The following is a 14,359-nucleotide window of genomic DNA, read 5'->3' as shown; positions in this document are numbered from 1 at the left end:
ACCCCCTGGCGTCAACCGGCCAGGCGAGCCGCGGCCATCGGGTCGACCTGGCACAGTCGCTCGTACACCGCGTCGGCCTGCTCGTAGCGCGAGCCGGCCTTGGCCGCGGCCCGAATCGCGCGCACGAAGCCCTCCAGCACCTGCGAGGCCAGCTCGGGCTCCCACGCCATCAGGCCGTCCGATCGCAGCTGCTGCTCGAGCGATGCGAACATGCCGCGCGCCAGCATGGGTGAGCTGGTGTCGAGCAACGCCGAGGCCAGCGCGAGTCGCCGGGTGAACCGCTGCTTCGCCGTGGTCGAGGCCTCGATGCGCGCGGTCGCGATGCGCATGCCGTCGCCCGCCTTGCCCGCGGTCAGCAGGCCGCGGACCTCGGCGAACACCGGCTTGTCCTCGTCGCCAGCACTGCCCCCGCTCCCACCACCACCGCCGCTGCCGGCGAGCACGACCTGCGCGAGCCAGGTCTTGGTGTCGCCGTCGGACAGCGGCGTGCCGTCGCCGGCCAGGAGATCGGGCAGCGTCGGCATGCGCGAGAGCAGCGCAGCGACCTCGGAGGCGACCACGGTGCGCGCCCCCGCAAAGCTGTCGCCCAGTCGTTCGAGCGCGCGATGACTGTAGCGATGCAAGTCGAGGCAGAACCGCGACTGCATCAGGGCCGACTCGGCCTCGTCGAGCATCGCCTCCCACTTGCCGTTGTTCTCCATCGCGACGAACGCGGCGCGCCGCGGCGCGGGTAGGGCCGGGATCTGCGTCTTGCCACCGGCATCCGACGGCGGCGGATTCGACAGGTGCAGGTAGAGGCCCTGGCGCAGCAATCGATAGGCGGTTGGGTTGGCCGGCGCCGCGGTGCGCAGCACGCCGGCCGCGCTGATCAGCGCGCGGCTGGTCTCCTGCAAGAATGTGTTGACCTGATCGGGGTTGTCGACGGCGGCGACCGACTTCATCGCCGGCACCGCGGGCGCGGGGGCGGGCGCGGGCGCGGCGGTCGGTGCGGTCGTGGGCGCGGGGGTGGGCGCCGGCGCGGGCTTGGGCGGCTCGGGCGGCTTCTCCTCCGGGAGTGCGAGCAGCATCCGCTGCACGCGTTCGTTCACGCTGCCGAGGCTGGGACCGTCGCTGCCCATGCGCTCGCGCATCTGCGTGGCGAGCGAGGTGCACGTGCGTTGGAGGCCGAGCACCAGCGGGCGCTGCTTGGGCGTGAGCTGCAGCGTCGGCAGCACCAGCTCGAGCTGACCGACCAGCCACGCGAGCGCGTTGGCGCGGCCGCGCACGCGCTCGGGCTGCAGGCCCTCCCAATAGCGTTCGAGCAGCGCGATGATGAGCTGCAGGCCCATCAACAGGTCGGCGAGCCCATTCAGCTTGAAGCGCGCGAAGGCGAAGTAGCTCGCCATCAGCAGGTCCTTCGAGCGCGTGCGGAGGATCGCACCGGCGTTGTCCTGCACGAGCTTCCACTCGACGACCTGATCGGTGATGGCCTCGAGCTTCGCAATCTCGACGCGCGCGGCCTCGTAGCCGGTGTCGTAGCGGGCCTCGACCCCGGCGGGGTTCGGGCCATCGATCGGGGCCAGCCACGGCTCGGCCGCGGCCTGGGCGATCGCGATCGGATCGTCGGCGGGTGCCGCCGCCGGGGCCTCGGCCGCCGCCGGGGCGGCTGCGGGTGCGGGCTCCGGTGCGGGTGCGGGTGCCGACGTGGGCGCGGGCTCGGGGCTCGGCGTCGGTGCAGCGCTGCTGCCCGCGGCGCCGACGGCCTCGGCGGGGAGGTTGATGCGCAGTCGTTCCAGCGCCTCGGCGACGCCACCCATCGCGGGCGCGAACTCGCCGAGGCGATCGCGGGCGCGCGTGCCCATGCCCGTCCACAGGGTTCGCACCGCCTCGAACGCCGCGACCTCGCCGGCCTGCACGCCCACCGTCGGCAGCGCGATCTCGAGGCGTGCGGTCAACCAGTCGACGGCGTTGCCGCGGCCGCGCAGCCGCGCGACCGGCGGGAAGCCCTGCTCCCACCAGCGCTCGAGCATGCCGTCGAGCACCGCGAGGCCGGTCGCGAGCCCCGCCCATCGCTCGAGCTGCAGCAACGCGTAGGCGTTCTGGCTGGCGAGCAGGAAGTCCTTGCTAGTGCCGACCAGCAGCTCCTTGCAGCCGCGCGCGACCGCCTTCCAGTCGATCTCGCCGCCGGTCGGCGCGTCGAGCTTGGCGACCTCGGCGCGCACGGCCTCGTAGCGAGGGTCGAGGCTCGCGGCCACACCGGCCGGCTCGGCGCCGGCGATGGGCTCGAGGAAGCTCGCGGCGCGGCTACGGATCTCGTCGAGCATGGCGTGCAACTCCTTTGGGGCTCGAAGCTGGCGATGGGGCGAGGGCGCGCGCGCCCGAGGTGCATCACGGACCGGTCGACTGGCCGATGATCATCGCCTTCGCGATCGCGTGGGCCTCGAGTGCGTCGTAGACGTTCACCAGCGAGTCGTTCTGATCGACCTCGTCGAGGGTCTCGACGTCGAGCGCGTACACGATGAACTCGTAGTGGTTCGCGGCCGAGCCGGGGCCGCCGTAGCCGAACTGCGAGCCGGTCCAGTTGCGGCACTGCAGCGCGCCAGCCACATCGCTCGGCATCGCGGTGTGCTCGATGTCGGCGGGCAGGCCGGTGGCGTCGGCGGGGATGTTCCAGATCGCCGAGTGGGGGAAGCCATCCGGGTTGCCGCCGAGGAAGTCGAGGTCGTGCAGGAACACGCCGAAGCTCATGGTGCCGGCGGGCACGCCGACCCAGTCGAGCGCCGGCGACATGTTGCCGCCGTCGATGTGCGCGGTGTGGGGCAGGCCGCCGCCGTCGACGAACTCCGGGCTCGTCACGGCGAACGCGACGGCCTCGGTGGTGCTACCGCTCGAGTCGGCGCCGCCACTCGAGCTGCCAGTCTCGCTGGTGGACGAGCCCTCGGTGGTGGTGCCGGTCGAGCTGCTGGACGAGCTCTCGCTGGCGTTCGTGGTGGTGCTGGCGGTGGTGGTGCCGTCGGTGGTCGCCGCGCCCGACGAACTCGAGCCGGTGCTGGTGCCAGCATCGCCGCTCGATGTGCCGACACACCCGGCGGAAGCACACAGCAAGGTCACAGCAATCCAGTGCGTTCGCATGGACGGCGAGTGTACGCGATCCGTGGCCGGGAAAGCCCTGCGAGCCCGCGCACGTCGGTGCCCCCCCTGGCTTTGCGCACGGTCTGTCCTCACTTGGCGGGACACCGCGGGGGACTTGGCGAGTGGCCATCGATCGCGGCAAGGTCCCTCACCCCCATGGCGATGATCACCGACCTCCTCTTCCAGCTCGCGGGCTCCGCGATGGCCGAGCACGAGATCGCGGAGGAACTCCGCACCGATCTCCCGACGCTCGAGCAGTGCCTGCGCCGGCTCGGCGCGTTGCAGATCGTGTGTGGTCCGCAGGGCGAACAACGCCTGTGGACGGCGGTGCCCGAGGACGCGCCGTTCGACGTGGTGATCGCGAAGGCCAAGTCCGCCAGCATCGACGTCCGACAGAGCATCGCGAACTTCGTGCAGACCTCGCCGGCCTAGTCGCGGCACGAAAAAAAGCCCCCCGCGGGTGGCGGAGGGCTCTCGGTGGGGACGCTCGTCGCCCGCGACGGGCGACGAGGTGCCGCGGCGATCAGGTCTTGTCGAGCTTACCGACGAGGCTGAGCGTGAACGAGGCGCCCATGTACTTGAAGTGCGGGCGCAGCTGCAGGTTGCAGCGGTACCAGCCGGGCTGACCGGGCACGTCCTCGACGAGGATCTTCGCGGCCCGCAGTGGGCGACGGCTCCGCACCGCCGGTGCCGGGTTCTCCATGTCGGCGACGTACTGGCCGATCCAGATGTTGAGCTCGCGCTCGAGGTCGCCGCGCTCTTTCCAGCTGCCGATCTGCTCGCGCTGCATGACCTTCATGTAGTGGGCCAGCCGCGTGATGATGAACATGTACGGCAGCTGGGTGCCGAGGCGGTAGTTGAGCTCCGAGGCCTTGCCCTCGGGCGTGTCGGCGAAGATCTTCGCCTTCTGGCACGAGTTCGCCGAGAAGAACGCCGCGTTGTTGCTGTCCTTGCGATAGACCAGCCCGATGAAGCCCTCCTCGGAGAGCTCGAACTCGCGACGCTCCGTCAGCTGGATCTCGGTCGGGATCTTGGTCTGGATCTCGCCCATCGCCTTGTACTGATGCAGCGGCAGGTCCTCGACCGCGCCGCCCGACTGCGGCCCGATGATGTTCGGACACCAGCGGTACTTCGCGAACGAGTCCGCGACGCGGGTCGCGAACGCGATCGAAGCCGGACCCCAGAGGTACGCGTCGTGGTTGCCGATCGCCTCCTCTTCGAAGTTGAACGACTTCACCGGGATGGTGGCCTGGCCGTAGGGCAGACGCAGCAGGAACCGCGGCATGCACAGGCCGACGTAGCGCGAGTCCTCGCTCTCGCGGAACGCGTGCCAGCGTGCGTACTGCGGGCCCTCGAACAGCGACTTCAGGTCCTTCAGCTTGGGCAGGTTCTCGAACGACTCCTCGCCGAAGAACGCCGGGCTGGTGTTGGCCATGAACGGCGCGTGCGACATGGTCGCGACCGCGGCGCAGTTCGACAGCAGCTGCATGTCCTGCGGGCCGGGGCCGAAGTCGTAGTTCGACACCATCAGGCCCACCGGCTTGCCGCCGAAGGTGCCGTACTCCGCCGAGTACACCGTGCGGTAGAGGCCCGACTTGGGGATCTCCGGCGAGTCCTCGAAGTCGTCCATGAGGTCCTGCTTCGAGCAGTTCAGCACCTCGACGCGGACGTTCTCGCGGAAGTTGACCTTGTCGACCAGGTACTTGAGGCCGCGCCATGCGGACTCGAGCTGCTGGAAGGTCTGGTTGTGGAGGATCTGGTTGATCTGCGCCGACAGCCGCGTGTCGATCTCGGCGATCATCACGTCGACGGCCGCCTTGTCGATCTTGCGGTACTTGTCCGACGAGGTCAGCACCTCGGTGATGAACGCGCTGATGCCCTGCTTGGCGATCGCGTACGTGTCCTGGTCACCGGGGGTGACCTTGGCCTCCGAGAGGATCTGATCCAGCAAGGACCCCTCGGAGAGGGTCGTCGCTGCGCCGCCGCCTGCTTCCTGTTGCTCGTCTGCCATGGTCGTTGCCTTCAGCCTTCACCCTTGTCGATGCCCAGCTCCGCCATCAGCTTCTTGCGCGACTCGTCGTCGCCCAGCAGCTTCTCGAGCGCCTTGCGGAATTCGGGCTTGTTGCCCAGCGGCGACTTGAGCGCCGTGAGTGCATTGCGGAGTTCCATCAGCTGCCGCAGCTCCGGCACCTGCTGCAGGATCCCCTCGGGCGAGAAGTCCTTCATGGACTTGAAGCCCAGGCTCACCGCGAGCTCGGCACCTTCGTCGCCCGAGAGCTTGTCGGGCACGCTGATGTCGATGTGGAGATCGTGCTTCTCCATCACCTCTTCGAAGTTGTCCTTGTCGATGTTGATCGGCTTGCGATCCTCGAGCTGCCGGTCGTCCTTGCGGCCGGTGTAGTCACCGATCGCGAGGATCTTGAGCGGGAGCTCGACCTCTTCGGCACCATCGGTGGCGGGCTTGTAGACGATGTTCACGCGCTCTTTGGGCGCGACCGAAGCTTCCTTACCCATGACTTCCTCGCTCGGGCTGTGGGGACGCCACGCGTGACGCCGATGGGCGCATCGCGATGGTGGCAGAGGCTAACACGAAGCGTCATCGGCCCAACAGGGGACACCCGTGCGCGCGGCACTTAAGCCTGCGCGGGCGCGGCCACGTGCGTGATGCCGCGCGGGTCCCACGTCACGGGCAGGTCGGATACCGAGGACCGCGGGCCACGGCCGGTCGGCCGACCGCGGTGTAGGCGGGTCGATGGCGCCGCGCCGGTGGTGCAGCCGCGGCCGCGAGCCGGCGTCGCCGTCCCATTCCGAGGACTTGCCGACGCTGCAGCGGCCGCGGTGGTGGACGAACGAGGGCATGCGATGACCATCCAGCGCCGAACGTTCGTGACCGCCTGCCTCCTTGCCGCGAGCTGCGGCGTACCCGAGCCCGTTGCGGGCACTGGGGGTGGCGAGGGGTCGGGCCTGCACGAGGACGCCGATGCGTCGAGCTCGGGTGACGACGGCGACGAGGACCCGGGGGGCACGACCGGCGCCGGTGGTGGCGGCGGCGAGGGCAGCAGCGGTGGCGAGCCCGACGGCAACGGCGTGGCCGGGGCCTGCGAGCGCTTCGATCGTCCCGACCTCGCGTTCGAAGATGCCGACGACGACGGCGTCGACGGAACGCTGTGCGCGTCGGTCTTCGTCGATCCCGCGCGCTGGGTCGCCGGCAATGACGGCCGCACGCCGAGCCGACCGCTGCGTACGATCCACGAGGGCATCGTGGCCGCGGCCGGTTACTGGCCGCCGCACGACGTGCTGGTGGCCGAGGGGGACTACGACGAGACCGTGACGCTGCGCAGCGGCGTGTCGATCTACGGCGGCTACACCGACGCCTTCACGCGCCGCGACGACAAGGCGATCACGCGCGTGCGCGGACACGTCGAGGCCGCGGTCGTGGGTCGCGGACTCGAGGCCGACGTGTGGCTGCAAGCGCTCGAGCTGGTGGCGCCCGATGGCGTTGCGCCGGGGCAGGGCAGCGTCGCGGTGTCGTTGGTTGGCAATCGCGGGGTGAAGGTGGCGCTCGAGCACGTGCACGTCGTCGGCGGCGACGGAGCCCGTGGGCTCGCGGGCACCCACATGGCGTTCGCGCTCGCGGGCGCGGCGGGACAAGCCGGCGCCGAGGGTGGCGCGGGTGGCCTCGCCGCGTGCAGTGGCGTCGGCGGCAGCGGTGGCGACGGACTCGTGTGTCCGCCTGTGCCGCCGATGTCGGGCGCCGACGTGCTCGCGGCCGCGGGCGGTGCGGGCGGTTGGGTACCGCCGGGTGACTGTGGCGGCGTGGTCTGTGGCGACATCCCACGCGACGGTGGCGACGGCGAGGACGGAGAAGACGGCGCGCCGGGCCTGCCGGGTGCCGAGGCCAAGACCAGCGGCGAGCTCGACGACGATGGCCACTGGGTGCCCGCGCTCGCGGCCGAAGGTAGCGACGGCACGCCCGGCGGTGGTGGTGGCGGTGGTGCACCCGCGAGCTACGACATCGACGCTGGCACCTGCGGCGGTCCGATCACCGCCGCCGATGGCGGCCTCGGCGGTGGCGGTGGCGGTGGCGGCTGCGGTGGCGTCGGCGGATCGCCGGGCCACGCCGGCGGCAGCAGCATCGCGATCGTCGTGGTCGACAGCGGGCTCGAGCTGCACGCGACGCGCATCACCCGAGGTCGCGGTGGCGACGGTGGTGTCGGCGGCGATGGTGGTGCCGGTGGTGCCGGTGGTGCCGGCGGCGAGGCCACGGCCGGGGCCGGTCACGCGGCCGCAAACGCGGGCGTCGGCGGCCACGGTGGCGGCGGCGGTGGTGGTGGCGGTGGCGCTGGCGGTTGCGGCGGTGACTCGATCGCGATCGCCCGGCGCGGCGAGGTCGCGATGTTCACCACCGGCCTCATCCTGGGCGGCGGGCACGTCGGCCAGCCCGGCATCGGCGGTCACGGAGGCCAGCACGGCGGCGCCGGCAAGGAGGCCGCGATGGGCCACACCGGCTGCATCGGCGAGCTGGTCGACGTCCGCGACTTCTAGCGCGCGCGTCGTCGCCGGGCCGCGAGCACGAGCAGGCACCACCACGCGCGCGGCGTGGTGGCGTCGCGGTCGATCGCACAACCACCGCCGTCATCGGTGCCGCGGCCGAAGCCCGGTGGGATCGCGCCGCCGCCGGTGATGCCGCCGGGCGTGCCGCCTTCGTCACCGCCGGCGCTGGGATCGTCGCCACCGGTGCCGTCGCCACCGGCACCCTCGGTGCCGCCACCGCCCGAGTCGTCGGCGAGTCCGACGAGGACGCTGACGACGTCGCTGGTGCCGAGGTTGCCGGCGGCGTCGTGCACCTCGACGTAGAACTCGTGGCTGCCGTCGGGCGCGTCGACCACCGGCCATGGGCCGAAGGGCTGGCTGTCGTCCGAGCTGGCGAGCATGCCGTCGACGTAGAGGTCGGCGCGCGTGGCCCCGACGTCATCGGCGACCGTGACGGCGATGTCGAAGGCGACGCCGCTGTCGAACCGCGTGCCGTCGCTGGGGCTGTCGATGATGACGCTCGGCGCGGCGGTGTCGGGGGTGCCCGGCCCGAACAGCGACAAGATGGTCTGGTAGGAGTTCTGCGTGTTGCCGCCGCAATAGCAAGCGCGCGCCTCGTACTCGCCGCACGGGAAGTCGCCGTCGAGGAAGGCCTTGTCGCCGCAGTCGAGCAGGTACGTCATCGGGTCTTCGCACTTGAACTCGTGATCGAGCCCCCAGGCGTGCGCCGACTCCTGCGCGATGGTCTCGATGGTGAAGCGCGGGTCGTTGCCGATGGTCTCCGGGAATACGAAGGTGATCGCGTTGGGGATCGGCTGGCAGGTGCCGGGCGCGACCCCGGCCGCGCCCGCGAAGCCCGACGCGACATCGTTGCCGCAGATCACGACCTCGTCGTGGGGCATCGGCGTGGGGTCGACGTCGGTGACGGTGATGCCGAACGGCGCGTACATCTCGCGCGTGCCCTGGACGAGCTCGTTCCACGCCGCGTCACCGAAGGGGTACGCGGGGAAGTTCACCGTGCCGGTGACGATGCTGGAGATGTTGTTGAGCGAGCTGTCGGTCGCGCCCTGCGTCAGCGTGAGGCCGGCGGCGCAGCGATTGAGGTAGATGACGTGCGTGCCGCCCTCGGCCTGCGGTTGCCACGGCGCGACCAAGGACGCTTGCTGCGGATCGAGGTGGATGACGCGGCCGCGCGGCCGCGCGGTGAGCGAGGGGTCCGCGTGCGCGAGCGTGCTGCCGAGCCCGAACGCGAACAGTGCCCCCGCGGTGATCGTGCGTGTCGTCGTGCCCATGCCCTCGTCCCGCTAGGGCTGTGCGCCGGGAGGCCCTGGAGGTTCCCGTGCGGCTCACACACGCCCTACCAAGCAAATGGGGAAGGGCGGCCCGCCCTTCCCCGCCGTCGGGCAAAGCCCGCCGGAGCCTCCCCTTCCCTCATCGCTTCGCTCCTTACCTTCATCGAGGATGAACGCCTCGCGTTCAGCCTCGACTCAGAAGCGGAGCGTCAGCCCGCCCGCAGTCGGCTGCAGGCGCCAGGCGAGCTTCGGCGGGCGTCGCTCGACGTGCACGCCCCATGCGACGCCGGTGCCGAGTGCCCCCGCGAAGCCGAGGATGAGCAACGGCGCGCCGACGATGAGGCCCACGAAGAACGGCGTGCCCTCGCAGAACGAGTCGCGGCACTGGTTGCGCGCGCGCACGCTGCCGAGGCCGATCGAGAGCGCGCCACCGACCATCGCGCCGAGCGAGATGCCGAGACCGACGGCAAGCCCGTTGCGGCGCTTGGTCCACGCTGCCATGCGGATCGCACCCTCGCTCATCGGTCGCGGGCCGTCGGGCGGCGGCATCGCGTACACCGGCGCCGGCGCTGTCGGCATCGCGGGGGCACGCGCCGCGGCGGTCGGTTCAGCGCCCTCGTCGATCACGGCGGGCTGCAGCAGCGTGAACGACGTGAGGCATGCGAGGATCGACGTCATCGCAGCCGCGCCGATCATCCCGCCGCGAGCATGTTGAGCAGGCCGCTGGCCGCCGGCGGAGGCAGCGTGAGCGCGCGGGTGACGTTCGGCGACAGCCCGCGCCGGCCGGCCTCGATCGCACTGGCGTGGGAGGTGCGCATCGGCCACAGCTTCTCGGCGGCGACGCTCGGGTCGCTGAGGAAGTGCAGCACGCCCGGCGCCGGTGCGCCCAGGCAGATCAGCAGCCGCGAGTTGGGCCCGTCGGGGCCGATCCAGAACAACGACGGCGGCGCGCGACGCCACTGCAGCAGCGTGTCGGCCAGGCGCAGCCAGAAGATGAGCTGCACATCGTCGGTGCACGGGCAATCGAGGACGATCGATGCGCGCCCCGGGTCCATGCCGTGCACGTGCGCGCACGCGGACATGAACATGTGCACGCCGTGGAACGCGACGCCGTCGGCGGCCGGCCCGAACAACGCGTCGAGGATGGTCTGCCCCGGGGTCGCGTCGAGCGCCTGATGGGTCCAGGTGCGCGCGTCCTCGAGCTCCTGCGGGCCGGGCAGCACGAGCGTGTCGCCGCGGATGAGCACGCCCGGCAGATCGAGCGTGAGCTCGGCAGCGCTGGCGACCATGCGTGCGGCGGTCTCGAGAAAGCTCGCGTACGCCACCGGCAGCGACGGGAAGCGAACGGTCGCGACCGGCAGGTCGACGTAGACGAAGCTCGCCAGCGGGAACTCGCGGCCGACCCGATCGCGACCGGGCGCGAACGCACCGATGCACGCGCTGGTGCCGGCCGGATCGCGCACGAGGAACTTCACCGGCGTCGGGGGCAGGTGCTTGCGCTTGGCGGCGAGGTTTTCGACCTCGCCGACCATCCACTCCTGCAGCGCGCGCGCGACCGGGTGCGACGCGTTGTGCGAGACGAAGTCGCCGGCGCTCGGCAGCTTGCCGAACACGCCCATGCGTGGGTTCACCATCGACGTGGCTCCCCCTTCGCCGCGATCACGGACACTGCGGGCCTCCGATGAGGATCGACTTGGGCGGCACCAAGTCGGGGTGGCGGAACAGCGACATGAAGTCGACGGGCCGGTCGTCGTTGCCGAAGAACGGGTTGATGTCCGGCTCCTGCGGCTTGATGCGCATGCGCAGGAACGCCTGATCGGGGTTCCGCGCGCCCGCGGTCGGCGACAGGTTGAAGACGATGGTGAAGCCCGAGCCGTTGCCGCCCGACGAGATGGTGCCGGCCTCGAGGAGGCGGAACAGGCCCCACTTGCTCTGCTGACCGAACTCGTCGCGGAAGCCCTCGCCGACCGCGACCACGCTGCCGACCTTCTTGTCGCCCTCGCCGGGCCACACGAAGTGCTCGGCCTGCTCAGGACCGTTCTTGTAGACGTACTCGTGGCCGTCGATGGTGAGGGTCGTGCGGGCTGCACTCGAGGTGCCGCGGATCGTCACGTCGAACTCCACCGCCATGTCGGCGCCGCCGTTGGCGTAGAGCGCCCGCTGCAGGTCGCGGGCGCGGTTCAGGAACTGCACCAGTCGCGGATCGATCGCCGTGACGCCGCTGCCGGCGTTGGTGATGGAGAAGGAGTGGTTCTTCTCCGGCACGCGGCCGGCGAGCGCGGCGTCGTAGAACGCCCACAGCTTGCCGCCGTCGGGCGCGAAGAACTCGGAGAACTGCTGCAGGCTCACGTCGCTGCCCTTGGGCGCGAAGGGGTACTTCGCCAGCAGCTTGTTCATCGGGTCGACGACCTCGGCGCAGTACTTGTTGGTGAGGTCCTTGTCCACGCCGCGGCCGGCGAGCCCGGCCATGCCGCGCAGCGGCGGCAGCAGGATCTTGCGCAACGACGACGCCAACCACGCGCCGTTGTCGGCCTCGTTGACGAGGTTCTCGCTGGTGGTCAGCGCGGTGTCGACGGCCTTCTTCAGCGCCGCGTTGTTGGCCGCGCTCTCCTCGGCGAGCTTGGCGTTCAGGGCGTCGCGCACGGCCTTGAGCTCCTGCTCGTAGGCGTCGAGCGGCACCGCCTTGGCCGGTGGCGGCGGCTCGCCCTCCTTGGCCGGCATCTGCTCGCCGCAGCCGAACTTGATGAAGTCGGCGAACTCCTTCTTCACGTCCTCGTTGATCTTGAGGGTCGGGTCGTTCTGACGCTTCTTCCGGCGCTCCTCGAGCAGCTTCTTGCGCGCCGCCTCCAGCTTGCTGCCCGCCTTGCCGGCCTTCTTCTCGAGCTGCTTTGCACCCGCCTCGAGCGCCTGGTCGGCGAGATCGGGCTCGTCCTCCTCGACCTCCGGATCCGGATCGTCGAGGGTGGTGTGGTAGAGGACGAAGGTGCACGTGCGCCGGATTGGCGCCGGCGAACCACCCGTGAGGTCTTTGAGGATCTCGCCGGCGTCGGACAGGTCGCTCGGCGCCTTGGTGTAGATGGCCTGGACGAACTTCTTCCAGGCGTCGATGTACTCGGTGAAGTAGCGCGAGCGCAGCAGGTCGAGCTGGCGCTCACGGTTCTTGGTGACCTCTTCCTCGGTCCAACCCAGCACCCACTCGTTGCCGAGCAGCGCGTCGACCGACTGGCTGAGCTTCACCGCGATGCCGTCGTCCCAGGCCTGGCGGGTGTACTTGCCGGGCACGACCACGTCGTCGTTGAGCAGTGCCTTGCGGCTGCTCGAGATGTCGGCGAGCGTGAGGTCCGGCGCCTCGACGTCGCGCAGCAGCTCGTGCAGCAGCGCGTCGAGCTGATCGGTGCGCTTCAAGATCTTGCGGGTGTTCTCGACGACCTTGAGCTCGCGCTCGAACAGGTACAGCTTGTCCTCGGCGACGATGTCGAGGTACGCGTCGGCGACGTTCAGCATGGTGTCGCGGTCGGCGACGTCGCCGAGGTGCTTGAGCGCGTCGCGCCACTGGTCGGCGATGCGTCCGCGGATCCACTCGCGCTGCTTCTCGTCGAGGCCGGGCTCGCCCTTGGGCGGGTAGTCGAGCTCGCCGCCGCCCTTGGCGGTGGCGGTGAGCAGCAGGTAGAAGCGCAGCTTCTCCTCGTACTCGCGGTGGAGGTCGCCGCTGACGGCGTCGCTCGTGGGGCCGTGCTTCTGCACGAAGCGCTTGAGGTCGGCGACCGTGAGGTCGATGAACGGTCGCACCAGCTCGTCACGGACCGTGCGCAGGTACAGCCGGCGCATCTGTGGCTGGAACTTCGCGCCCTGGTACATGCCCATGCGCAGCAACAGCGGTGCGCCGTCGTCGGCGTGCTCGTCGAGGGTGCGCTCGACCGCGCGCAACGGGTCGACCTGCGCCAACCGGATCGGCGCGTTCACGCGATCGGGCACCTTCTGCCCCACGTGCTCCTCGACCTTGGAGAGCGCGTCCTGGGCCTCGGTCATCAGCTCGCGGTTGTTGCGGAACGCGACCACCGGCAGTAGCGCCATGCCGATCGAAGCCAGCAGCAGGCCGCCGCCGATGGCGTGGCCGATCAGGGCCTGACGCTTGACCTTGGCGGCGCTGCGCTGGGCGATGTTCTTGTCGGGGAAGATGACCTTCTCGAAAAGCTCGCCGAGGAAGTAGCTCTTGGGCTCGACCTGCGGCGTCGTGTAGGCCAGCTTGGGCTGGATGCCGAACGCCGCCGCCATCGAGTTCATGATGCGGTCGATGGTGCGGCCTTCTTGGGTGCCACTGGTGAAGTAGACCCCGCGCAGGTGCGGCGACTCGGCGTAGACGTTGTCGGCCATCAGCTCGCCGACGAAGGCCGCCAGCTTGTCGCGCATGGGCTCGAAGTACTGCGGGAACTCGTAGATCTTGTCGCGCGACTCGGCCCGCCGTTCGTCGCCCATGCGTCGGATCGCGCGGCGCTCGACCACCTGCGCGAGCTCGTCGAAGTGCTTCTGGAACAGCGTGGCCGGATCGGACTTCTGGGTCACTGGCGCGGTGAAGCCCCAGATCTGTCGCCGCTCGGCGTCGCCGAGGTCACCGAAGATCTCGACGAAGCCGGGCAACAGGTCGACCTTGGTGAACAGCACGTACACCGGCACGACCATCTCGAGCTTGGCCATGACCTCGTCGATGCGGGCTCGGACCTCGCGCGCACGCGCGTGGACCTCGTCGGGCTGGGCCTCGGAGATGTCGGTGACGGCGATCGCCACCATCACGCCGTTGACCGGCTGCTTGGGGCGGTTCTTCTTGAGCAGGTCGAGGAACGACATCCACTCGTCGCGGTCGCTGTCCTCGGTGGTGTAGCGACCGGCGGTGTCGAGGATGACCGCCTCGTTGGTCATCCACCACTGGCAGTTGCGGGTGCCGCCGACGCCCTGCACGCCACCACCGGACTTCGACTGGTAGGGGAAGCGCAGCCCGCTCTGGCGCAGCGCGGTGCTCTTGCCCGCGCCCGGTGGGCCGATGATCATGTACCAGGGCAGGGCGTACAGCGCCTCGTTGGGCTTCTTGCCGGCGAGCTTGCTGCCCTTGAGCGCCGCGATCGCGCGCAGGAATTCCTGCTGCATCGACTCGATGTCGGCGCGCAGATCCGGGCGCGCACTGGCGGCGTGGCGGTCGGCCTGGGCCTTGAGCGCGCGCTCGATCTCCTTGGCGGCCTTGCGGGCGCGCACGACCTTGACGATCACGAAGGTCGCGAGCACCGCGACGATCACGACCGTCGAGACGATCGCGATCCACATCGGCAAACCCAGCAGCAGCACCACCGCCCAGACGGCGGCGATGAGCAGGACGGCGAAGATGTACTTGAGCGCGGCCATGGTGTGGTGTCGAAGCCGTCCGAGTGCGG

Annotated in this window: 10 protein-coding genes; 2 read left to right on the top strand and 8 right to left on the bottom strand. The window is 70.4% G+C overall.

Going from position 1 to position 14,359, the window contains the following annotated elements:
- Nucleotides 1-11: 11 nt before the first annotated feature.
- Both tssA and IPH07_25750 read right to left on the bottom strand, forming a co-directional pair.
- Nucleotides 12-2,303: a type VI secretion system protein TssA gene (tssA, locus tag IPH07_25755; GenBank protein MBK6920828.1), complete on the bottom strand. Its 2,292-nt coding sequence runs from the start codon at nucleotides 2,301-2,303 to the stop codon at nucleotides 12-14.
- Between the two features lie 64 nt (nucleotides 2,304-2,367).
- A complete protein-coding gene (locus IPH07_25750; GenBank protein ID MBK6920827.1) occupies nucleotides 2,368-3,084 on the bottom strand; it encodes a YbhB/YbcL family Raf kinase inhibitor-like protein in 717 nt (238 codons plus the stop codon).
- 183 nt (nucleotides 3,085-3,267) lie between these two features.
- Between IPH07_25750 and IPH07_25745 the strand changes: the two genes are divergently transcribed.
- Entirely contained in the window at nucleotides 3,268-3,543 is a 276-nt protein-coding gene (locus IPH07_25745) for a hypothetical protein (GenBank protein ID MBK6920826.1), read from the top strand.
- Between the two features lie 91 nt (nucleotides 3,544-3,634).
- Here the strand turns inward: IPH07_25745 and tssC are convergent, their stop codons facing one another.
- On the bottom strand, nucleotides 3,635-5,122 hold the full coding sequence (gene tssC, locus IPH07_25740; protein ID MBK6920825.1) for a type VI secretion system contractile sheath large subunit: 1,488 nt from the start codon (nucleotides 5,120-5,122) through the stop codon (nucleotides 3,635-3,637).
- An 11-nt stretch (nucleotides 5,123-5,133) separates the two neighbouring features.
- Complete coding sequence (gene tssB / locus IPH07_25735) at nucleotides 5,134-5,625, bottom strand: type VI secretion system contractile sheath small subunit (protein MBK6920824.1); 492 nt, start codon at nucleotides 5,623-5,625, stop codon at nucleotides 5,134-5,136.
- Nucleotides 5,626-5,973: 348 nt separating this feature from the next.
- Here tssB and IPH07_25730 point away from each other — a divergent pair, with 348 nt between their 5' ends.
- Nucleotides 5,974-7,656 carry a hypothetical protein gene (locus IPH07_25730; protein MBK6920823.1) on the top strand — a complete coding sequence of 561 codons (1,683 nt, stop codon included), beginning with the start codon at nucleotides 5,974-5,976 and terminating at the stop codon, nucleotides 7,654-7,656.
- Here IPH07_25730 and IPH07_25725 read toward each other — a convergent pair.
- The 4 genes from IPH07_25725 to tssM all read right to left on the bottom strand — a co-directional run bounded on the left by IPH07_25725 (nucleotide 7,653) and on the right by tssM (nucleotide 14,330).
- On the bottom strand, nucleotides 7,653-8,936 hold the full coding sequence (locus IPH07_25725; GenBank protein ID MBK6920822.1) for a hypothetical protein: 1,284 nt from the start codon (nucleotides 8,934-8,936) through the stop codon (nucleotides 7,653-7,655). The genes IPH07_25730 and IPH07_25725 overlap by 4 nt on opposite strands.
- Before the next feature lie 195 nt (nucleotides 8,937-9,131).
- Nucleotides 9,132-9,614, bottom strand: a complete 483-nt coding sequence (locus IPH07_25720) for a hypothetical protein (protein MBK6920821.1) — start codon at nucleotides 9,612-9,614, stop codon at nucleotides 9,132-9,134.
- Nucleotides 9,615-9,628: 14 nt separating this feature from the next.
- A complete protein-coding gene (gene tagF / locus IPH07_25715) occupies nucleotides 9,629-10,570 on the bottom strand; it encodes a type VI secretion system-associated protein TagF (GenBank protein MBK6920820.1) in 942 nt (313 codons plus the stop codon).
- A 25-nt stretch (nucleotides 10,571-10,595) separates the two neighbouring features.
- Complete coding sequence (tssM, locus tag IPH07_25710) at nucleotides 10,596-14,330, bottom strand: type VI secretion system membrane subunit TssM (protein MBK6920819.1); 3,735 nt, start codon at nucleotides 14,328-14,330, stop codon at nucleotides 10,596-10,598.
- Nucleotides 14,331-14,359: the final 29 nt, after the last annotated feature.

The organism is Deltaproteobacteria bacterium (assembly GCA_016709225.1).
Taxonomy (GTDB): Bacteria; Myxococcota_A; Polyangia; order Nannocystales; family Nannocystaceae; genus Xiheibacterium; species Xiheibacterium phototrophicum.
This window is presented reverse-complemented; position numbering and strand designations above follow the sequence as displayed.